The following is a 20,872-nucleotide window of genomic DNA, read 5'->3' as shown; positions in this document are numbered from 1 at the left end:
AATTTCACCGCCATATCCCACAGGAAGAAACGTGCTTCCGGTGTGGCTGCCTGCACAGATGCTTGTGCGTCCCCAGGCTCTGCGGCAGTTGCAGATGCTGTTGTAGGCTTCGCCAATGCATCACCTGTTCCTGCATCTATGAAGCATAATGGTGGAAACAACACACACCACCAGTTTTGTCCTTCACCTTTTCCGAGTGTTATCCGCACTGCTTCGTAATCTCCAGCCGGATATACTGTACCCCCATATAATTTGGTTGGAAACGGAACCACTCCAAGTTCCACCTGATATGAATAGGTTAAGCCACGATTGGCAAGCTCTTCTCCCACACGATCCTCGATTTCAGATAAATGCTGACGAATAACCCCACGCGCTTCTTCCAAACTTTGCGGATTCTCCAGTTCGGTTACCCACTCATTCATTTGGGCAACGACGGCGTCACGAATCTCTCGTTTGACCAACTGATCTCCCGCTGCATCCGAGTTTGCGAGAATACGCAAGCGAATGGATTGTTCCGGAATCGCTGTGGCCGCCACAGCTGCATCCGTTTTCTGACCTTCCCACATCATAATAATCATCATAAGACATACAATAATAAGTCCAATTTGTTTCACGATTCTTCTGCTCATTCCGTTCTCCCCCTCGGCTCCCGTGATCAAGATCCCTGTAACTCTCTCATGTCTATCAGTATGCCCGGAAGAGTCGGAAGTAAACCTGCTAGATTACAAATCTACTAAAATTTTATAGGAGGGTAAGACTTAAAATGAAAGGACTATTATCTCGCTCATGAAACTGACGAAAATCAAAGAAGCGCCTGCCTACGGAACGCTTGTCGGCTGGCACTTCTTTGAAAAATCTAAAATTCTAATCTACCTTTGATGTTCCAATTTGGCATGCTGCATGGATGCCCTTGCTCCTCGGTTACTTATTCACACGAAAAGCTTCCCAGGCCCCGCCAACCGAATTGCGGCTCGCTACAAGCTTACCGCCATTATTCAGATCACAGGTCACATACAGGTTATTGGCGAGTGCCTGCAACGCGATTGTTCCATCACCCAAATCCACACGATTGAACTTCTCCCATTGCTGAATGGTTGCAGCTTTGGCGATCAGGGCACCACCCAAATCAACATCTGCTGTGACATATTTATTATTGATTTTGGACTTGAGGGACACCGTTCCATCGGAGTTCGTGATCCATTCAAAAAGCTCCCAGTCTCCTGCCGTCGTCCGATCGGCGACAAGCTGGTCATTGCCTTGATTCTCGGCAGAAACGATTTGCTGATTGGCTTGAGCAACTAAATAGTTGTACCCGCTTGGATTCGGAGGCTGCACCGTGCCACCACCCGTAACCTCTGAATATACGGCCTGAAGCAGCGCACCTGAGCGGTCGTTGCTGTACTCCCAGAACATGATGCCACCCAGATTGCTATTTTTCACATATTGCACCTTCAGGCTGAGTGATTGTGGGTCGTCATACGAGATGAAAGTATTTCCATTAAACAGATAAGGAGCTTGGGCACTGCTGTCCCAGTACCGTGTATATCCGTTTTTATTCAAATATTGGCTGACAATGGTGTTGTAATCGGGTTCAAAACCACCAGAAGCGGGCCTGTCCAGACCATTGTTCGAATTCTGAACACCAGTCCAAGCCCGGCCGTAAAAGGCTCCGCCAATGACCAGTTTGTTCGCGGGAACACCGCTATTTCTGAACAGATTGACCGCAGACGTTACACTAATATCTCTTCCGGACAGATTCGTATGATGACCTGTTGTTGCATCCCAGGTTCCATGAAAATCGTAAGTCATCAGATTGATCCAATCCAGCAGAGGCGTGATATTATTGATTTCCACACCGTTCAGATAACTGCTGCTCGCTCCTGCGGCAATGGTCAGCAGATATTGTTTGCCATTAATTTGTCCTTGAGCATTCAACTTCTCACGAACCTTCGAGAGCAGTTGTGTGAAATTTTGTTTATCCTGTGGCCGCGCGGTTGTACCGGCAGCAGGGTTGGTCGGATATTCCCAATCCAGATCGACGCCGTCCAAATTGTTGGAGGTTACCAGTTGCACAATGCTGTCGGCAAAGGTTGTACGTGAGGCGTCTGTTAGTGCTGCGTCTGAAAAACCGTTAGCTCCCCAGCCCCCAACAGACAATAATACCTTTAAATCCGGATTTCTGGATTTCAGTCCAACCATCAGTTGCAGTTTGGTACGATCTGAATTTGTAATTGTTGCTTTGCCGTTGGAGATGAGAGCGAAGGAATAATTGATATGAGAGAGCTGTTCTGCCTTGATTTCATTCGCGGTCCAGTTGGCCCAACCAGCCACATAAGCAATAATTTTCTTTGGAAGAGGAGCTGCGTCAGCTTGTTTCGCTGGTCCGATGGCAAATGTTGAAACGGTTAGTGCAAAAGATAAAAACAAGAGCATGAACACTTTCACAAATGAAGGGATCGTACCAACTCGATTTAGGTTCATCACATAACTCTCCTTTGGGGTTTTAATTTTAGGAATTCAGCAGTAGCCTTACGTTTTGGTTAGCAGGAGGATCACGCCCTGTACTCCCTACTGCTTCTCTCGTTAATGCCGCTGAAAGACTATGTTTGTTGATCCACATCGCCTTTTCACCCTTTCTGTTCAAATCAAATTCGAATCAAAGGAAGCGTTTACAATTAAATGTAATCGATTTCATTTATGAGAAAAGGAATCTGGTTCACTGAAATTCATGGATGGAATAAATAGATTCGCAGAAAAAATAGGCTAACACAAGAAGGATCATAGTACGTTGAGCTGAAGGGTAATGGGATATCAAAGGAACTTCGTAGCTGAACAATTTTGATAATCTAGGGAAGAGTACACCAACGATTTACAATTACATTATTCATTGGCATGACTGGGTGTATGGATGAGGAGTAGGTTCATAACCCACTTTCAAAGTATTGATTACTGTCTGACGTGTAGAGTGTAAGTAGGCGGGTAAAATACTTATATAATCTAGTTAAAATTAGGATAATACAGAATTGAAATATTTGTCAATAAAAATTAAATTTGTCACTCTTCCAAAGTCCAAAATTCACACTACCTTAAAAACAAAAAAAGATCTTCACCTGGCTGCGCAGGCAAAGATCGGAATAACAAACAAATCACTTACTGCTCCATAACATACTACAACATCCTATGAATGAGAAGCTGGATGTCCCTAGCAGAGATGAATCACACCCAAGATAATTACGCTGTTGTCTTTTCCTTTTTGACCATACTCCATAAACGTTCCAGCAAGGTAGGTCGTTGTTCTCCCATAAGAAGCTCGTCCTCGTCTTCCTGACCATACAATTTAATGCTCATTACCAGCCCGATACATGCCATATTAATGAGCAACGAGGTGCCCCCATAGCTGATAAACGGCAGCGTAATGCCCGTAAGCGGCATCAGCCCGAGGAAAGCGCCAATATTTTCAAACACCTGATATAACAGCATGCCGATAATCCCTACAATCACGACAGGTCCTGCCCTGTCTCTACATTGTAATGCGATTAACACCATACGATGAATGAGGATAAAATACATTAAGAGCAGAACAGATCCGCCTACAAAACCAAACTCCTCAGCAATGACCACAAAAATGGAATCCGAATATGTATACGGTACACGCCCCGATTGAACGGATGTGCCTTGCATATAACCTTTGCCTGTTATGCCTCCCGAGCCTATGGCAAGACCCGCATTTTTCGTATGCCAGGAAGCTTTCGACGTTGCTTTATCCGGTACAAGCCAGGGGTCAATCCGCTCGGCCCAGTGCTCGCGGTTCGCCTTTTCCAGAAAGGTAAAAATCTCATCGTGATACGACGTATATGCTTTGACGAATCCAAAAAAAGTTACTCCCACAATGGCAAGAGCAATTAGTGCATGCGACAACTTGATATTCCCTATCCATAACACAGCGACCAGAATCACGATGTATCCAAGGGCGTTGCCCAGATCATTCTGAATCATCACGAGTGCAAAGGGAACGAACGTCCATAAACCAATTGGCACGATATCTTTCCAGAAATGAAGCGTAGAATTTTTTCTTTTGACCAATACATGCGCCAGAAACAGAATTAAGATCATTTTAAACAATTCTGCCGGTTGAAAAGAAAGATAATCATTAATCTTTATCCAGCCATTCGCATTATTGATCGTGCCCCCTATAAAATTAACAAGAATCAACAGGACAATCCCAAACCCGTAAATATAAAACGCATATTGGATATACAGTTTATAATTGACTAATCCAATACCAATGAGGGCTACGAATCCAATCCCGTAAAACTGCAAGGTTTTGATATGATGATTGCCCAATTTCGGATCGGACTGAATCGCACTGTACACCGTAAATACACTCATGACCATAAGCAGCAGCAACACAAACAGAATAACCCCGTCCATCTTTTTCAGCATTCTTAGCATGTTCCTACGTATCCCCCTGAGGCTCAATAACCCAATAATTATTTCCAGTAGTCTTCAATATTACCATTGTATATAATTGGAAGACAAATTGGAAATCCGTCAAACAAATAACGAAAAACCCCGAAACCCACAGATCCATCTTGCTCCGATCTGTTGATTCCAGGGTTGGCTTATATCGTATTCACTTGCAAAGAGTCTGTCCTAGGATCAAAACTATTGCTCCTGCTGTGTTGATTTGCGTCTAAATAGTTTCATTACCAGTTCCGTAATGCTTGGCTGTTCTGAGGAACCGAGAATATCCTCGTTCTCTTCCGTATGCACTTTGATACTCATCACAAGTCCCATACTAAGCATGTTGAGAACAAGCGAGGTTCCCCCGAAACTGATAAACGGCAGCGTAATCCCTGTCAGCGGCATCAGACCAATGAACGGACCGATATTGACAAAGATCTGGTAGAGCAGCATCGCTATGATGCCGACAATCAGATAGGGCCCTGCCCTGTCCTTACATTCCAGTGCAATCAACACCAGTCTGTGAATCAAGATAAAGTAGAGCAGCAGCAGCACCGATGCTCCAACAAAACCAAATTCTTCACCAATCTGCACAAAGATCGAGTCCGCGTAGGCCAGCGGCACCCGATTCGACTGAATAGTGGTACCTTCCATGTATCCTTTACCGCTAATACCTCCAGAGCCTATAGCCAACTTGGCATTGTAGGTCTGCCAAAGCACATCCCTTGACGTCTGATCCGGCACGAGCCAAGGATCGAAACGATCTGCCCAGTGAGAGCGACCAATGTCCTTCAGAAATTTCACAACTTCGTCATGGTAATGAATATAGGCTTGTGTCCCACCTATCAAAGCGGCCACCGCTATGACAAAACCAATCAGGGCATGTGTGAATTTGATATTGCCTATCCAAAGAAGCCCTACCAGGATAACAACATAACTCAGCGCATTCCCCAAGTCATTTTGAAGCAATACGAGCAGCAACGGGGGAAGCACACAGAGTGAGATCGGGATGACATCTCGCCCAAAAAACAATGGTCTGTTTTTCTTCCTCGCCAGAAGCGCTGACAGGAAGACAATCAGACATAATTTGAATAGCTCGGCAGGCTGCAAGCTCAGGCCAAATATAGAGAGCCAGCCTTGAGCACCGTAGTACTCCTTACCGATAAACATAACAAGAATAAGCAGTATCATGCCCACGCCATAAATGTATAAGTAATTTTTAATGATCAATTTGTAGTTAATCATGGACATTCCGAAAAACACAATAAAACCGATAATATAAAAAATTACTGCTTTCTGGGGATAAACCTCCCACTTCGGTCTTCCGAAGGTGGTACTATAAATCGACAAGATACTAATGACCATCAGAATGAGCAATATAAAAACAATCGAATAGTCTATTTTTTTGAATTTATGCAGCATGTAGTTATGTTCCTCCAAGCATTCAGCAATCTTCGGTATATCTCATTGTAGAGGATTTCACGGCAAAAAGAAAACCCGTGGAACCTTACATTTTCGTCACCTGTTCCGAAGTGCGAACACCCAGCACATGCCGTTCAATGCCTGCAAGGTCCGGCACGACGATAATTTCCGGCCAATATCCGGCCGATTCAAGCAGAGCTGCGATATCCCCGGCCTGACCCTGACCCAGCTCAAAACCGATGATCTGCGGCGGTGCAGGCAGCAGCGCCAGCTGCTCCAGCATGATGCGGTACGGCCCCAGCCCATCCGGGCCGCCATCCAGTGCCGTGCGCGGCTCATGATCGCGCACCTCGGGCTGCAACCCGGCGATATCTGCCGCCGGGATGTAAGGCGGGTTGGACACCAGGATGTCCACCCGTGCCCCAGCGAACGGGGCCAGCAGATCGCCTTCACGGAAGTCGATTTGCACTCCGTTCGCGGCCGCGTTGCGCGCGGCCACTTGCAGGGCAGCCGCCGAGATATCTCCGGCGCCTACCTGCCAGCGCGGGCGCTGCGAAGCCATCGTCACTGCGATGGCGCCGCTGCCCGTGCCAATGTCGACGGCGAGCGGAGCGCCGCCGGGAAACACGCGGTCGGCTTCGCGCAGCACAGCCTCGACCAGCAGCTCGGTCTCCGGCCGCGGAATCAGCACGGCCGGCGTGACCTCGAACGGCAGCCCATAGAATTCCTGGCTGCCGATGATGTACTGCGCCGGCTCACCCGCAGCCTTGCGCGTGACGGCGTCTTCCCAGCGACTGCGAAGCTCGCTGGGAAACGGCTCCGGCTGCATCATATAGTACTCGGCCCCTTCGCGGCCGAGTACATGCTCCAGCAGCAGCCGGGCATTATTCTGCGGCTCGTACACGCCGCACTTCTCCAAAAAAGAGGAAGCCTCCACGAAGGCTTCCCGACAGCTCTGTTCCGGCGTCATGACAAACTGCGCGCGGCTCACAGCATTATTCTCCTCTATCCATCATATCCGTCTGCTCGGCAATCGTCAGTGCAGATAAGATATCTTCAATCTCACCATTCATGATTTGATCCAGCTTGTGCATCGTCAATCCAATACGGTGATCCGTAACACGGCTTTGTGGGAAGTTATAGGTACGAATCCGCTCACTGCGGTCACCTGTACCCACTTTACTTTTCCGTTCACTCGAAATTTTCGCTTCTTCTTCCTGACGCATCATATCGAAGATACGGGTACGAAGGACTTGCAACGCTTTTTCCTTATTCGAGTTCTGTGATTTACCATCCTGACAAGTCGCCACAATTCCCGTTGGAACGTGCGTTACCCGTACAGCAGATTTCGTCGTATTAACCGATTGTCCACCGGCACCACTGGAACAGAACGTATCTACACGGATGTCTTTATCATGAATTTCGATATCGAAATCTTCCGCTTCAGGCATAACCGCTACAGTCGAAGTAGACGTATGAATACGTCCACCCGATTCGGTTGTCGGGATACGCTGCACACGGTGCGCGCCACTTTCATATTTCATTTTGCTGTAAGCACCACGACCGTTGATGAGGAAAATAACCTCTTTGAATCCGCCCACATCATTCGTATTGGCATCCATCAGTTCCACGCGCCAGCCTTGATTATCGGCATAACGTGTATACATCCGGTACAGATCCGCTGCAAACAGCGCCGCTTCATCTCCACCAGCTGCTCCACGAATTTCCACGATGACGTTTTTATCATCATTCGGGTCTTTTGGCAGCATGAGAACACGAATCAGATCGTCCAGTTCTTTCTTGCGAGTGCTCAGTTCATCAATTTCCATTTTGACCATTTCACGCATCTCGTCGTCCAACTTCTCACCTTGCATCTCTTTCGCGGCTTCGAGATCCTGACTTACTTGTTTGTACTCACTGTATGCTTCATAGGTAGGCTGCAGATCGGATTGTTCTTTGGAATATTCCCGCAGCTTCTTGTTATCACTTGCTACATCCGGGTCACACAGCAACTCACTTAGTTTGTCATAACGGTCGGCTAACGCCTGTAATTTATCCAACATATATAGTCACCTCACGCTTTATTTTCAATTATTACGCTTCGCATCGTTTCAGATGAGCGTTCCATTCGTACCATCTATAATTTACATCGCACAGGGTTTTGGGAAGAACCCCTGACCGTAACGTTCAATTCATGATCGACGTATAACATCGCTACAACGTCATCAAATCCTTTACTTTTAAGTTATATAAAGAAATCGCGTACCCTGTGTGGAAACCCGCTTCAGCTCATCAAGTGGAGCGCGAAATTCAACGTGGGTATACGACTCTTAATTATAGCATATTCTTATGCTCCTGAATAGCGACTGTTCACCGGGCAATGCCCCAACATTTTAATCTGCATAACCAGAACATCAGAGGTAACCAGCCGCAATATCTCATCCTCTGTCTGTTCAAGTACAACACTTCACCATGACTCTACTCTTTTTATTATATCCACCAACTGCAAACAATCCAGCAAAAATAAAGGTTATTTAAAAGGTTCTAGAATATAAAAAGCCCTGCCATCTTCACGAGAAGACAACAGGACTTTGTTAACGGTATATCTAATTGTGGATTAGATATGAATTAAACGTTGAAACGGAAGTGCATAACATCGCCGTCATTGACAACATACTCTTTACCTTCGAGACGAAGTTGTCCGCGTTCTTTCGCACCGTTCATGGAACCGGCAGCAACCAGATCGTTGTAGGAAACCACTTCCGCCCGGATAAATCCACGCTCGAAGTCCGTATGAATGACACCCGCTGCGCCAGGAGCTTTCGTTCCCTGACGGATGGTCCATGCACGAACTTCCTGTACGCCTGCTGTGAAGTACGTGTACAGACCCAGCAATTTGTAAGCGGCTTTGATCAACAGGTTCAGACCGGAATCCTCGATGCCGAGCTCTTCCAGGAACATTTGTTTATCTTCGCCTTCCAGCTCGGAGATCTCTTCTTCGACCTTCGCACTGATTGGCACGACTTCAGCGTTTTCAGCAGCTGCGAATTCTCTTACTTTTTGCACATAGGCATTGTTCGCCACATCGCCGATTTCATCTTCAGCTACATTAGCTGCGTACAGAACAGGCTTCAGCGTAAGCAAGTGCAGATCGCGTACGATCAGACGCTCGTCATCCGTAAGCTCCATACTGCGTGCAGGTTTATCTTCGTACAGAACGGCTTTCACTCTCTCCAGTACTTCCACTTCCTGAGCGGACGTTTTGTTGCCGCCCTTCATGTTTTTCTTGGAACGATCGATTTTTTTCTCCACACTCTCGATATCTGCCAGGATCAGCTCCAAATTAATTGTCTGGATGTCGCTCACCGGGTCAATTTTCCCATCTACGTGTGTGATGTTCTCGTCTACAAAGCAACGTACCACGTGTACAATCGCGTCTACTTCACGAATGTGGGCAAGGAACTTGTTACCAAGACCTTCGCCTTTACTCGCACCACGAACAAGACCTGCGATATCTACAAACTCAAACGCCGTTGGTACCGTTTTTTTCGGCACAACGAGTTCAGTCAATTTGTCCAAACGCTCGTCCGGTACTTCAACGATGCCCACGTTAGGGTCAATCGTACAGAACGGATAGTTTGCCGATTCGGCACCAGCTTGTGTAATTGCGTTAAACAGTGTGGATTTACCAACGTTAGGCAGGCCCACGATTCCAGCTTTCAAAGCCATGTATATGACAACTCCTCATTGATTACTTGTTCGGTATGGATAATCCTATACATTATATATGACAAACCCCAAGGCATCAAGGAACTTTGGATTTGGGTTTATCGTTGTATTATGCGTTCAATTCCTTATACATCGTCAGATCGGTTACCTCATACCCCATCTTGCGATACAGGCTGCTTGCCCGCACATTATGTCCAAAGACATGCAGACCAATGCGATCCACGCCAAGACTCAAGGCTTCCCTTTCAAGTGCTTCCATCGTCTCTGTACCATAACCCTTGCCCCGATAGGCTTCTTCGACCACAATGTCCAGTAAAAAAGCGTCTTTACCACGGCGGTTATCCGTAACGTTAAACCAGATATAACCCACATTCCCGTCCACGGCATGCACCAGATTATAGAGATAAGCACCCGGTGTATTCAGCCCTTCAGGCAAATATTTGTCGTAGGATGCCTCCGCAAGTCCCTGTGCCTCTTCCGCAGCCCAAGTACCTGCCTCCACTTTCTCTTCTGCAAAATCTTTAATCGAGCGAACACGGAAATTTGCATATTCTTCTTGATTCATTGGGATCAGTTCCATTGGTTTCCCTCCTAGTTCGAGTGTTCTATGTATGATCTTTTTGCACTCTATAGTATTGTATCTTGTTATACCACGGTCTGCATGATGCAATTCCAGGCAAATCCTGTACAACTTTTGCTTACCTCGCTTTGTTTATACCTATATGAAAGGAAGGAGCAGATTACTTATGAATACACATCGTCCCTTTTCAAAAAGGAAAATAATCATCCTATCCATAGTGGTTCTCTTCATTGGATTAGTTATTTCTATGGGTTATCAGGCGCTGGACCCGTTTAGACATTTAAGGATCACGATTCATAATCAGTCCGACTATGATCTTTCAAATATTACAGCACGCGTGAGCAGTAGCATTGACTCGTTCAATACAAACAATGAGGGTACTATACACACCTTAAAGAAAGGTGTAGCCAGCGGTGAAAAAATGAAGTTCGCTCCGCAGTTGCGACTTTCCGGTGAAGCATCCATCTATCTGGAATTCACGGACAGTCGTGGTAAAACCTATAACGAAACAGTATGCGGTTATACCGAATACTTGTCTGGCAACTCCTATGTGACTGTAACCAACGAAAAGATAACTGTAAAAGAAGAATGTATGTAATAGCGTACTTCGCTCCATGAACTTATGTTAAAATATAGGGGCGAGCACCCGCCAAAGTTTCTCGCCCAAAGTCGATTGGATTAACCCATCGGCTTTTTTATTTTAACTTGATTGTATTGATTAATTAGATCATCTAGGACCATAGATTGCTTTATAACATGAGGATGAAGCAGATATCCATTATAGTCCATCTTTAGTTGATAAAGCTTTTGTCTCGCTGCTTCGATCTGCAACTTGAGTTCACCACAATCCATATTCACCCCTCCCTGTTGTAACATTTTAGTCCGTTCTGCTAATTAGTAGGAAATTAGGCGAACTCCAACACGAAAAAGCTCCCTTCAAAGTAGGCAATTCACCATTCTACTTGAGGGAGCAGCTCATATTAAAAAAAGCGTATTTTCAGAAATGTTGATTAACTTCCCATGCCATGACCATTAGTTGTCATGATTGCTGGATGATCTATTTCAGCAGGAATAGGTTGAGTAGTAGGAATAATTACTCCTACCGCGATACTACATGTAAATATCAATAGCGCCAATTTCATCTTCATTTTTATTCAAACCTCCCGAATTAATTTTTTGTATCGCAATTTACCTTCTTCATCTGCCCAATACCGAAACTCTTCAAATAATTTTATACACTCCAGAATGCTGTCTTTATTCTTAATTTTAATGGCAAAATCCAAACCTCTAAGGGTCAGCTCAAATCCTCTGTTATAATCTTGATGTTTTAGATAATATGTACCTAGGCTCACAAGCAAAGTACCATATTGATCATTCGTATAATGCTCGCTGATTTTTCCAATACGGCTACTCTGTTCTTGGTACATGAAAAAAGAGTCATACGCTTCAAGAACTGAATCAATGTTGATATCAAATCGATTCGCTGCATTGACAATTGCACATAAAGCAGGGAAGATCTCATTCTCTCTCTCAGAGATGTAGTCCATATAACTTTGGATAACCTCTGTTTTACCTGACATTAATTCATATAGATATCGGTTGCCTTCTGCCCATTCCTCGAACTGACGAATAACAACGATTTCCTCGTCGCTCGGATCATTTACCCAGCTATAATCGGTGTACAAAGAGACATATTGAAGTGCTTTTTCATATTCTTCATAATAGAAACATGCTTCTCCAAGAGCCAAATATGAGTACAAAACGTAAAAAACAAACTGCTTTTTAGGTTTATCCTCCTCTTCTCTCAATGTTTTATACAACTCATAATGGATCATTGCCTTTAACTTTAACTTGTCAGCAAGATTCTTCACCTTATCCCATCGGCGCAACGAAGCATACACATTAATCAGATCGTTCAATCCATCCAGCTGATAAGGCTCGTCAAGCCGATCTACAAAAAACTCAAACTGCGTAGCAAGTGTAAGATTGCTCATCTGATCCTTGGAAAGCCCGATCGTGAACAAACGATACTGACTTAGAGCCAATCGTTCGGAGTGTTGCATTTTCTCACTTTCAGCTACACAACGATATAGGGGCTTGGCCGCTTCCAGCTTCCCTTCACGATATAACTGCTCGGCCAACTCAAATAAAAGGGGTGCGTAGGAAAGATTATCCATAATTAGATTAACGGCTTCTTCCATACAATCGACCTTACCGAGTTCGGCACAACGGTATAGAAAAGGTCCAAGTCTTCGCCAATCCGGGCTTGTATGTACAAAACACTCATTTATGTATAATTCATAGAAGTAACCCTCTGTTAGACCCATCCCGGCAGTAAGTCGATCCAACTGCTGCATGCCAATGGGACGTAGCCCGTTCAGCGTACCACTCAACGTCCCTGAGTTAATTCCCGATATCTCAGAGAATTGATTGAGTGTCATATGGTTAGTTTTTAAGTATTCTGCTAAATGATCACGTATTGTGGCTACTGAGTTCAAAGGTACACCACCTTTCCAAGCAAAATTAAGCAATGGTCAATAAAATAATACTATATTTTTGAATTTAATATCAATATTTTACTTGTAAATAATTTACTTTTAGAATAAAAACACTTATCTGCATTGTCCAACTGCTGTAATGTGGTTCCAAAGGGGCTAGAGAGCCTTTATCATTGAAAAGCGATCAAGCTTCAAGTTCATATCGACACGGTCTGGAGTCCACAATAAGACATCCGTAAGAAATGTCAAAGCATCCATTCCACTTAATCTATCCACAATTAACTCCAACATCTCTTTTGCATTTCCTGTGATATGCTCAGCCAGGATTAGCCCTCCGGTATCTCCATCAATATAAAAATGATCTATATGTGCTACCTTCTGTACATGCCGAAGCCATAAAGTACCTTCATCCACAAAAAAGATATAGCGCTCATTCATGACATATCCTTGGTAAACATACAACTCTTGATCTTGGTCAAAGGGGCCGAGTACTATCGAAGCCAGTTCAAAATAGTTTGAAATTTTCATGACACCATTTCCCTCCCTTAAAAAGAATGAGACTCAATATTCATAATAGTTATGAAGAAATAGCCATTAGGTAAATTCAAAATACTATTGATTTTGATTTAAAACCATGAATGATATAACGAATTTATCGCTCAAAGATTAACGTCTATTGATAATACAATCAGGATTTTATAACGTTTAATGATAAACGTCAAGTGATTATTTTAAAACAATTAACGTTAGGTTATGATTAAAGTGAAAGGTGGAATTGGCTATGTCTATAAAAATAAGATTGGGCTACACTTTAGATGCAGCTAGCGTCACGAAAAATGCACTGGCTAGGGAAGCAAAAGTCAGACCCAATCTTATATATGATTTGTGCGAAGGAAAAACGAAAAGGCTTGATTTAGATACCCTAAATAATATTGTAAACACTCTGCGGGCAATGACAGGAAATGACTACACTCTTACAGATGTGTTAGAGTATATACCGAATGACGATAAGGGGTAAAAAACAAACTGGGCTAAGCATTGTCAATGGAGCGAAATGTCACATTATAAAGAGACACCAAAAAATCCGTCCATTTTTACTTTGGACGGATTTTTTTTGGTTTTTTTACTGACTTCTGATTATGTTAAAACAGCATGAGATAGAGGTGCGAATCCTCCAGAAAAATCATGCGAGCTTGGGGTCACCTTTATTTCAGCCCAATATCTAACGCCGTTCCACCAGACGTGGCGTGCCTTGCAAATCTTCGATCAGTCCGGCGCCGATGCCGAACATGACGGTACGCAGTTCGAATTCGACCTGCTCCAGTCGCTGATCCAGTGCCTCTTCGGAAGCGACGGCGGATTCGAGTAAGGATCGGCCGAACCCAGCCAGGTCCGCACCAAGCGCAAGCGCTTTGGCTGCATCGACACCGTTATATAATCCACCGCTTCCAATGAGAACACCTTCCGGGTTCAGTGTTCTCACTTCCTGAATGCACTCCGCTGTCGGAATGCCCCAGTCAGCAAAAGCTTCAGCTGCCGCACGACGTACCGGATTGGAATTCCGGAACTTCTCTACTTGCACCCAACTGGTGCCACCTGCTCCGGCCACATCGATAAAAGCCACACCTGCTTCGTACATTCGTTGTGCCGTCACTCCATCGATGCCAAAGCCCACTTCTTTCACGCCAACAGGCACATCCAATTGACGACACAAATCCTCGATTCGCTGAAATAATCCGCTGAAGTTGGTATTACCTTCTGGCTGGAAAACCTCCTGCAACGTGTTCAAATGCAGCACCAGCATATCTGCACCAGCAATCTCAACTGCCCGCTGGAAGTCCGAAGTAGTAAAACCGTAATTCAGTTGCACCGCACCGAGGTTCGCGATGACCGGAATATCCGGTGCCCAGCGCCGCACATCAAAGGTAGTTGCCAGTTCGGGCTGTTCCACGGCAGCCCGAATCGAACCTACGCCGAGTGCCCAGCCTCTGGCGTTCGCCACACGGGCGAGCCGCTCATTGATGGCGCCCGTCGTTTTGCTTCCACCCGTCATCGAACTGATGAGCAAGGGTGTACGCACCTTTTTACCAATAAACGCAGTCTCCAGACTTACCTCTTCAAAATTCAATTCAGGTAACGGGTTATGACGAAAAGAATACCGCTCCATTCCGCTGGTTACCCCTTCTCCTGCAACATTCTCTTCAAGACAGAGGCGCACATGCTCCAGCTTCCGTTCCCCCGTAGCCACCTCGGGAAGCAGCCGTTCGCCGGCTCGCTCTTGTTCATTCATGATGAGACCTCCTTATGTGAGAATAGTGCTGATGAACAGGATAATTACCAGTTCCAGATTCCTTGCTTCTATGTAACGTACAAATGATATGAATTGGATCTATGTTATGCATCATGTAAACACATCGCAGGTCAACCCTATCCAGTATACCGTTCCACACTTGCGATGGAAAGGGCACCCCGAAACGGAATTTCGGCTTGAAATTCGGGGCCTGCCTCTCTATGCCTAACAGACTTCATCCTCAAAAGCTTAGATACAAACGAATTAAACTCTCGACCCGGGCGGTCGCTCTGCAAAATACTCACGTTCCATCCACGATTGCCAATCCGCTGAATCTTCGGGCATAATCCACTGCGGATAACGTGCGTTCTCTGCACGCTCATAACCCTGGCCTCCAAGCACAAAGCGCATATTCGGAAACTCATTCACAATCCGCCCTACGAGCTGATCACAACGTTCAAGGAATCCTGAACTGGTAATCGAAAGACAGACCAACTGGATCTTCTGCTCTCGGATGATTGGGAATATCCCCTCTTCCGGCGTGTCGGCTCCGAGATAGAGCACTTCTGCACCATTTTTACGCATAAATAAAGAAAACAGCAGCAAATCGACATCATCATGCTCCCCTTCCGGACACATCGCCAGAACTTTGGGCAGATGCGGATAGATCGGGAACAGATGGAAAAACTGATAGAAGCGCTGTGAGATCAGATGTGTCATGAAATGCTCCTGAGCAACCGAAGCTCTGCCCTGTTCCCATGCATCTCCTACCCGAACGAGTATGGGAACCAGCACATGATAAAACATCGAATCATATCCGTACATTGTGAAGCCAAAATCAATTAGCCCATTGGCCCGTTCACCCTGGAAGTTGTATAGCGAGTCATAGATCTGATCGGCTATACGTACATATGCCTCTTCCATTGTGGGTACTGGGGCCGTTAAAGGGGTGGGCATAGCAGCTTCAGGTGGTGGGCTGGTTTTGTTCACCTTGAGCATGCGAACCGCTTCTGAGATATTGGTCTGATGCTGCTCTACTTGCTCTTTCAACCAGCGCAGATCCGCAACATTCTCATCCGTGTACAAGCGATAACCTGATTCCGTCCGCTCAGGGGTGACCGCACTATACCGATTCTCCCAAGCCCGGAGGGTTACCGTCGAAATACCCAGCATGGCAGCGACTTGTTTGATGGAATACACCTTATTACCCACTTTCTTTCCTGAAATAGCCAGACTTTCGCAGGTTAAACGAATCCTTATCCCGTCCTTGTCAGGTATATGAAAATCCGAACATTCCACAAAAATAATACACTCATTATACACAACGGTCATATCCATGTCGATTGAATTGATCGAATTGGTTTTGCCTTCCCTGATTACATTAAATAATCCGTCAGGCTCTCTGCGTCAATGTTGTCATCAGGGTGGTAATAGAAGTCAGCAAGCACAGAAAGGGGAGTTAGCGTTGTTTTCTTTTCGCCGCCAGACATCAGACCGCAAGTCTTCACGCGGTAAATTTCCATACATACGAACAGGCCTCGGATTACTGGTGTTATGGCTCATCGCCGTCATGCTCTACCAGACCTATAAGCCGTTACCACCCGGCATTTCCTATGAAAGTCCTGAATACCGTGTGGATCAGGTGCAGTTTCTGCATGATCTGACCTATCCCTCCGCCGACGGACAGATGGAGCACGAACAGCAGATCTTCCAGCGCATGCAACAGATTGTCGAAGACGCGGAACAATTCGTCGTCGTTGATATGTTTTTATTCAATAACTACCAGCACAAAGGTCAGAGTTTTCCACCCGTCAGCACAGAGTTCACGGATACAATCGTCGCCAAAAAAAATCAGAAACCGGATATGGACATCTGGTTCATTACGGATGAAGTGAACACCAACTACAACTCTGCACCCAATCCGCTGCTGGAGCGGATGAAACAGGCTGGAATTCATGTAGTCATCACAGATGTAGACCCTTTGCGCGATTCTACTCCCATCTACTCGGCTGTATGGCGTACATTCTTCCAGTGGTTTGGACAATCCGGGAATGGTTGGATTCCGAACCTGATGGCAACCAATGGCCCGGATGTCACGGTGCGTTCCTACCTCAAATTGCTCAATCTGAAGGCCAACCATCGCAAAGTTGTGGTCAGCGAGAAAACGGCCATCGTCTATTCGGGCAATATTCATGATGCCAGCGCCTATCATTCTAACATCGGGTTTGAAATAACGGGACCGATCATTGGAGATATCCTTGAGTCGGAGCAGGCTGTGCTGAATTTCTCGGGCGGAGGAAAGCTCCCTTCCTATAAAGCTCCTTCCACAGACCCGAATAAGGGAGATTTGCGAATTCGCTATCTGACCGAGGGTAAAGTGAATGAAACAGTGCTCCATGAGATCAATCAATCGGTTAAAGGTGACACCTTATGGATGGGCATGTTCTACATCGCTTCACCGAAAGTATTGGACGCCCTATTTGAAGCCTCGAAACGGGGAACCGAGATAAGGCTTGTGCTCGACCCGAACGAAAATGCCTTTGGTCAGGAGAAGACCGGCATTCCAAATCGCCCTGTAGCTGCTGAGTTACATGATAAATCGGATGGTAAAATCCAGATTCGCTGGTATAACACAACCAAGGAGCAATATCATACCAAGATGATGTACATTGCCAAAGCTACCGGGGATCATATCGTTCTTGGAGGATCGACCAACTTTACCCCCAGAAACATGAATGATTATAATCTGGAAAATGACCTCTGGGTTGCTGCGCCACCAGATAACTCATTTACCCAAGATGTCGCGGATTATTTTGATCGAATATGGAATAATGAAGATGCCGAGTTTACCCTGAACTTGGATGAATTTCAGGAGAAGACTACATTTTTGAAAGAAATCGTATATAAGCTGCAACTGATTTTGGGTCTAACCACCTTTTAATTGAAAATGATCTCAAGCATAAACCCGCCTGTACACTATCGTGCAGGCGTTTTTGTGCCTTGACAGCGAATGTAAAATGTGAAAATATAGGTTACCTAACGACCGTTAGGAAGGTGATGTTAATGACTGCACATTTAATTCGGGATGCAGCCCTGTTCCATTTTGCAAGAGATGGATATGAAGGGGCCTCCTTAAGAGCTATCGCTGACGAAGTCGGGATTAAAAAACCGTCCATATATGCACATTTTAGCGGCAAGGATGACCTGTTTTTGCACACCCTTGCGCATGCGTTCAAGGATGTTCAGCGTCGAACGCTGGAATACTTCCGTGATCACGCCGATCTTCCACTGGAACAAAGGTTGAAGGGATTGCTGATATGGTTTGAGCAAGAGTATAACTGTAATGCCTCTGCCCGCTTTATGCTGCGTATGTGCTACTTCCCACCACTTTCGTTATATAGCGAAGTCATGGATATGGTGTACCCGTTTCTGGACGGTATGGAGCGGTCACTGTCACGACTGCTGCAAAAAGCGACATGTAAGGGAGAACTACAGGCTGTTCCGGCTGAACAAGCTGCAATTGCTTTTATGACTTTTCTCGATGGCATCACGGTCGAGATTATCTATGGAAGTTCACGTCGATACAGGAAACGGATTGAAGCGTCCTGGCCTGTCTACTGGTATGGCATTCATCATCTGAAACAAGAGGCACAGCCCTTTGTGCCGAAAGGAGATTTATCATCATGAACCGCAACTGGTTATATGTATTTATCGGAGGAATCATTGAAATTGTATGGGTAAGTGGGCTGAAACACGCCTCCAATGTTTGGGAATGGGCTTTGACAGCCCTAGCCATCATCCTCAGCTTTGGATTAATCATCGCTGCTTCCAAAAGATTGCCTGTGGGTACGGTGTACGCCGTATTTACCGGGATTGGTACCGCAGGTACGGTACTGACCGAAATGCTGCTATTTGGTGAAGCATTCTCACTTGCTAAAGTTTTGCTCATCGGTCTGTTGCTATGCGGTGTGGTCGGACTGAAACTGGTCACGGATCAACAATCGGCAAAAGGAGGTGAAGCATAATGGCTTGGATGGCAATTGTGGGTGCAGGCATATGTGAGATTTTTGGCGTCATCGGCATTAATGGTGCTTCTTCCCGGAAGGGCTGGCCTTATATCGTGCTCATGCTCGTATCCTTCGTGATCAGCTTCTCTCTGTTATCCTATGCGATGACCTCCATTCCCATGGGCACAGCGTATGCGGTGTGGACTGGAATCGGTACGGTGGGCAGTACGTTAACAGGTATGTTCCTGTTCGGTGAGCGGAAGGAAGCCAAGCGGCTGCTGTTTATAGCCATGATTTTGGTGGCGGCGATCGGATTGAAACTGATTACGTAAAAGTTACCGGTTACGTACTCTCCGTTATCAAGCGATTCTTAACTTCACTTCGATAATCTCATATAAATTAATTATTAAAAAAAGACGACTTCGATCAGGAAGTCGTCTTTTTGGGATATGATGTAAATAGGAAACCTCCCAACACTCTGTTACGTAAGAAAGGATGTCGTGATGATGAAGAAATTGTTCGCGCGTATGGGTTCTTTTACCGGATACATCTTTCTGGTCGCTGTGGGAGCCTTTTATCTGATTGCTCTTGTAGCCATTATTCTTCTCGCCATTTACGCCTTTAGGGGCGGAGCCTGAAACAGATCATTTGAAAATCATCATGCTGAGCTTGCTGGCCCTACCTTGAATACTCGTGATTATCATACATATTGCAATGAACATATCGTCACTCATTATATAGTCTTTAAGGTATCTGCATGACGTAAGAAAAATGCTCCAAGCCCCTTATGATATGCCCTCTTCTTTTTCCATTTCTCTCCCATTTGAATTCCATTGTCCATATCGTTTATACTTGGTTTGACCCTTAAGTCAATTCAAGAACTCATAAGTTCCGCAAGTGAGGTGGATGTATCGTTAATGAACCCTATCCATGAAATGAATGAGAAGAAAAAGCTTATTATTACCACAGCACTCCAGCTGTTCTCAGCCAAAGGCAGTGCTGCAACTTCCATGCAGGAGATTGCAGAGATATGCGGGATGTCGAAAGGCAGCCTCTACCTCATGTTCAAATCCAAAGAGGAATTAGAGTCCAGTACGATGGAGTACTGCATATTCACACTTATGGATGAAATGTCCCAGATTGAACATGAAACTGGGCTCACTTCGAGAGAACGTCTGCATAAGCAGACTGAAACATTGCTTGTCCATGTATCCGAGCTGAAGGAATTTTTACGCGTGCAAATGCGCAGCATGATGATGGATGAAGAGCAGCATCGCAAGGAAAGGTGCAACCCGCAGCATAAAGATTTGGAGATCCGTACCCTGCACTGGTTTAAGGACAAACTGGAGGATCTGTACGGACCGGAGATTGAACCCTATACCATAGACCTTATTTTGCTTACACATGGTCTGTTCCTCTCCTACGTCAAAATCTGGTTTACGGAAATGCCTTCCCTTACCGTATCCAAGATGGCAAGCAACATGCTGCAAACGATCGATTATGCAGCTCACGGATTGCTCGACCAGCGCCCTGCGCCTTTGATTCCTCTGGAACAGTGGCCTGCGTGGAGCAGCGATTCAGATACGGATTTCACAGTGATGCGTCATCCCATTCACATCATCAAACAGATGAAGGATATCATTACTTCGGATATGCCACCAGGGCAATTACGCAACGATGCACTAGAGACCATCGCGATACTTAGACAGGAAATGATGGAATTCACACCGCGACGTGCCATTATTCTGGGCATGATGCGCAATCTGGATCATATTCCTGTTATCCAGCCATTGCACTCCGAGCTTCAGCACATTATGGATGCCATGTATAGCCGGTTCATCCAGGCTGACTCGACACAACAATAAAGAAATACAGGGAGAAC

At 45.5% G+C, this 20,872-nt stretch carries 22 protein-coding genes; 8 read left to right on the top strand and 14 right to left on the bottom strand.

What is annotated here, in order from left to right:
* The 8 genes from spoIIR to AMS66_RS22160 form a co-directional block, all read right to left on the bottom strand.
* On the bottom strand, positions 1 to 629 hold a 629-nt coding region (gene spoIIR, locus AMS66_RS22195; RefSeq protein WP_082350838.1), incomplete at its 3' end, for a stage II sporulation protein R.
* Positions 630 to 921: 292 nt separating this feature from the next.
* Positions 922 to 2,481 carry a glycosyl hydrolase family 18 protein gene (locus AMS66_RS22190; protein WP_236703565.1) on the bottom strand — a complete coding sequence of 520 codons (1,560 nt, stop codon included), beginning with the start codon at positions 2,479 to 2,481 and terminating at the stop codon, positions 922 to 924.
* A gap of 750 nt (positions 2,482 to 3,231) precedes the next feature.
* A complete protein-coding gene (locus AMS66_RS22185) occupies positions 3,232 to 4,452 on the bottom strand; it encodes an FtsW/RodA/SpoVE family cell cycle protein (RefSeq protein WP_053782836.1) in 1,221 nt (406 codons plus the stop codon).
* Between the two features lie 213 nt (positions 4,453 to 4,665).
* Positions 4,666 to 5,886, bottom strand: a complete 1,221-nt coding sequence (locus AMS66_RS22180) for an FtsW/RodA/SpoVE family cell cycle protein (protein ID WP_053782835.1) — start codon at positions 5,884 to 5,886, stop codon at positions 4,666 to 4,668.
* Between the two features lie 85 nt (positions 5,887 to 5,971).
* Positions 5,972 to 6,856 (bottom strand): peptide chain release factor N(5)-glutamine methyltransferase, encoded by an 885-nt coding sequence (gene prmC, locus AMS66_RS22175; RefSeq protein ID WP_082350848.1) that lies wholly within the window; start codon positions 6,854 to 6,856, stop codon positions 5,972 to 5,974.
* 25 nt (positions 6,857 to 6,881) lie between these two features.
* Complete coding sequence (gene prfA / locus AMS66_RS22170; RefSeq protein WP_053782833.1) at positions 6,882 to 7,949, bottom strand: peptide chain release factor 1; 1,068 nt, start codon at positions 7,947 to 7,949, stop codon at positions 6,882 to 6,884.
* Positions 7,950 to 8,514: 565 nt separating this feature from the next.
* Positions 8,515 to 9,615, bottom strand: a complete 1,101-nt coding sequence (gene ychF / locus AMS66_RS22165) for a redox-regulated ATPase YchF (RefSeq protein WP_053782832.1) — start codon at positions 9,613 to 9,615, stop codon at positions 8,515 to 8,517.
* 109 nt (positions 9,616 to 9,724) lie between these two features.
* A complete protein-coding gene (locus AMS66_RS22160) occupies positions 9,725 to 10,195 on the bottom strand; it encodes a GNAT family N-acetyltransferase (RefSeq protein ID WP_053782831.1) in 471 nt (156 codons plus the stop codon).
* 166 nt (positions 10,196 to 10,361) lie between these two features.
* Between AMS66_RS22160 and AMS66_RS22155 the strand changes: the two genes are divergently transcribed.
* Positions 10,362 to 10,793, top strand: a complete 432-nt coding sequence (locus AMS66_RS22155; RefSeq protein WP_053782830.1) for a hypothetical protein — start codon at positions 10,362 to 10,364, stop codon at positions 10,791 to 10,793.
* Between the two features lie 80 nt (positions 10,794 to 10,873).
* Here the strand turns inward: AMS66_RS22155 and AMS66_RS31945 are convergent, their stop codons facing one another.
* The 4 genes from AMS66_RS31945 to AMS66_RS22145 form a co-directional block, all read right to left on the bottom strand.
* Positions 10,874 to 11,047 (bottom strand): aspartyl-phosphate phosphatase Spo0E family protein, encoded by a 174-nt coding sequence (locus AMS66_RS31945; protein ID WP_144424570.1) that lies wholly within the window; start codon positions 11,045 to 11,047, stop codon positions 10,874 to 10,876.
* 158 nt (positions 11,048 to 11,205) lie between these two features.
* A complete protein-coding gene (locus tag AMS66_RS32825; protein WP_160319726.1) occupies positions 11,206 to 11,343 on the bottom strand; it encodes a hypothetical protein in 138 nt (45 codons plus the stop codon).
* Between the two features lie 6 nt (positions 11,344 to 11,349).
* Positions 11,350 to 12,636 (bottom strand): transcriptional regulator, encoded by a 1,287-nt coding sequence (locus AMS66_RS22150; protein ID WP_082350847.1) that lies wholly within the window; start codon positions 12,634 to 12,636, stop codon positions 11,350 to 11,352.
* 213 nt (positions 12,637 to 12,849) lie between these two features.
* A complete protein-coding gene (locus AMS66_RS22145; RefSeq protein ID WP_053782828.1) occupies positions 12,850 to 13,221 on the bottom strand; it encodes a hypothetical protein in 372 nt (123 codons plus the stop codon).
* A gap of 253 nt (positions 13,222 to 13,474) precedes the next feature.
* On the opposite strand from AMS66_RS22145, the gene AMS66_RS22140 reads away from it, so the two are divergent.
* A complete protein-coding gene (locus tag AMS66_RS22140) occupies positions 13,475 to 13,711 on the top strand; it encodes a helix-turn-helix domain-containing protein (RefSeq protein ID WP_053782827.1) in 237 nt (78 codons plus the stop codon).
* Positions 13,712 to 13,915: 204 nt separating this feature from the next.
* Here the strand turns inward: AMS66_RS22140 and fni are convergent, their stop codons facing one another.
* Both fni and AMS66_RS22130 read right to left on the bottom strand, forming a co-directional pair.
* A complete protein-coding gene (gene fni / locus AMS66_RS22135) occupies positions 13,916 to 14,983 on the bottom strand; it encodes a type 2 isopentenyl-diphosphate Delta-isomerase (RefSeq protein ID WP_053782826.1) in 1,068 nt (355 codons plus the stop codon).
* A 264-nt stretch (positions 14,984 to 15,247) separates the two neighbouring features.
* Positions 15,248 to 16,321, bottom strand: a complete 1,074-nt coding sequence (locus AMS66_RS22130; RefSeq protein ID WP_236703564.1) for a MerR family transcriptional regulator — start codon at positions 16,319 to 16,321, stop codon at positions 15,248 to 15,250.
* On the opposite strand from AMS66_RS22130, the gene AMS66_RS22125 reads away from it, so the two are divergent.
* The 6 genes from AMS66_RS22125 to AMS66_RS22105 all read left to right on the top strand — a co-directional run bounded on the left by AMS66_RS22125 (position 16,320) and on the right by AMS66_RS22105 (position 20,855).
* Positions 16,320 to 17,924, top strand: a complete 1,605-nt coding sequence (locus tag AMS66_RS22125) for a phospholipase D family protein (RefSeq protein ID WP_082350835.1) — start codon at positions 16,320 to 16,322, stop codon at positions 17,922 to 17,924. The genes AMS66_RS22130 and AMS66_RS22125 overlap by 2 nt on opposite strands.
* Before the next feature lie 122 nt (positions 17,925 to 18,046).
* Positions 18,047 to 18,670: a TetR/AcrR family transcriptional regulator gene (locus AMS66_RS22120; protein WP_053782824.1), complete on the top strand. Its 624-nt coding sequence runs from the start codon at positions 18,047 to 18,049 to the stop codon at positions 18,668 to 18,670.
* A complete protein-coding gene (locus AMS66_RS22115; RefSeq protein ID WP_053782823.1) occupies positions 18,667 to 19,008 on the top strand; it encodes a DMT family transporter in 342 nt (113 codons plus the stop codon). The genes AMS66_RS22120 and AMS66_RS22115 overlap by 4 nt, the downstream gene beginning before the upstream one ends.
* Positions 19,008 to 19,322, top strand: coding sequence for a DMT family transporter (locus AMS66_RS22110; RefSeq protein WP_053782822.1), 315 nt, complete (start codon positions 19,008 to 19,010; stop codon positions 19,320 to 19,322). Before AMS66_RS22115 ends, AMS66_RS22110 begins: the two co-directional genes overlap by 1 nt.
* A gap of 171 nt (positions 19,323 to 19,493) precedes the next feature.
* Positions 19,494 to 19,628, top strand: coding sequence for a hypothetical protein (locus tag AMS66_RS34430; protein WP_269084568.1), 135 nt, complete (start codon positions 19,494 to 19,496; stop codon positions 19,626 to 19,628).
* 279 nt (positions 19,629 to 19,907) lie between these two features.
* Positions 19,908 to 20,855, top strand: coding sequence for a TetR/AcrR family transcriptional regulator (locus AMS66_RS22105; protein WP_053782821.1), 948 nt, complete (start codon positions 19,908 to 19,910; stop codon positions 20,853 to 20,855).
* Positions 20,856 to 20,872 lie beyond the last annotated feature (17 nt).

Origin of the sequence: Paenibacillus xylanivorans (assembly GCF_001280595.1) — a bacterium.
In the GTDB taxonomy this organism is placed as follows: Bacteria; Bacillota; Bacilli; order Paenibacillales; family Paenibacillaceae; genus Paenibacillus; species Paenibacillus xylanivorans.
The sequence above is the reverse complement of the archived record's forward strand: the minus strand, read 5'-3'. Positions and strand labels throughout refer to the sequence as shown.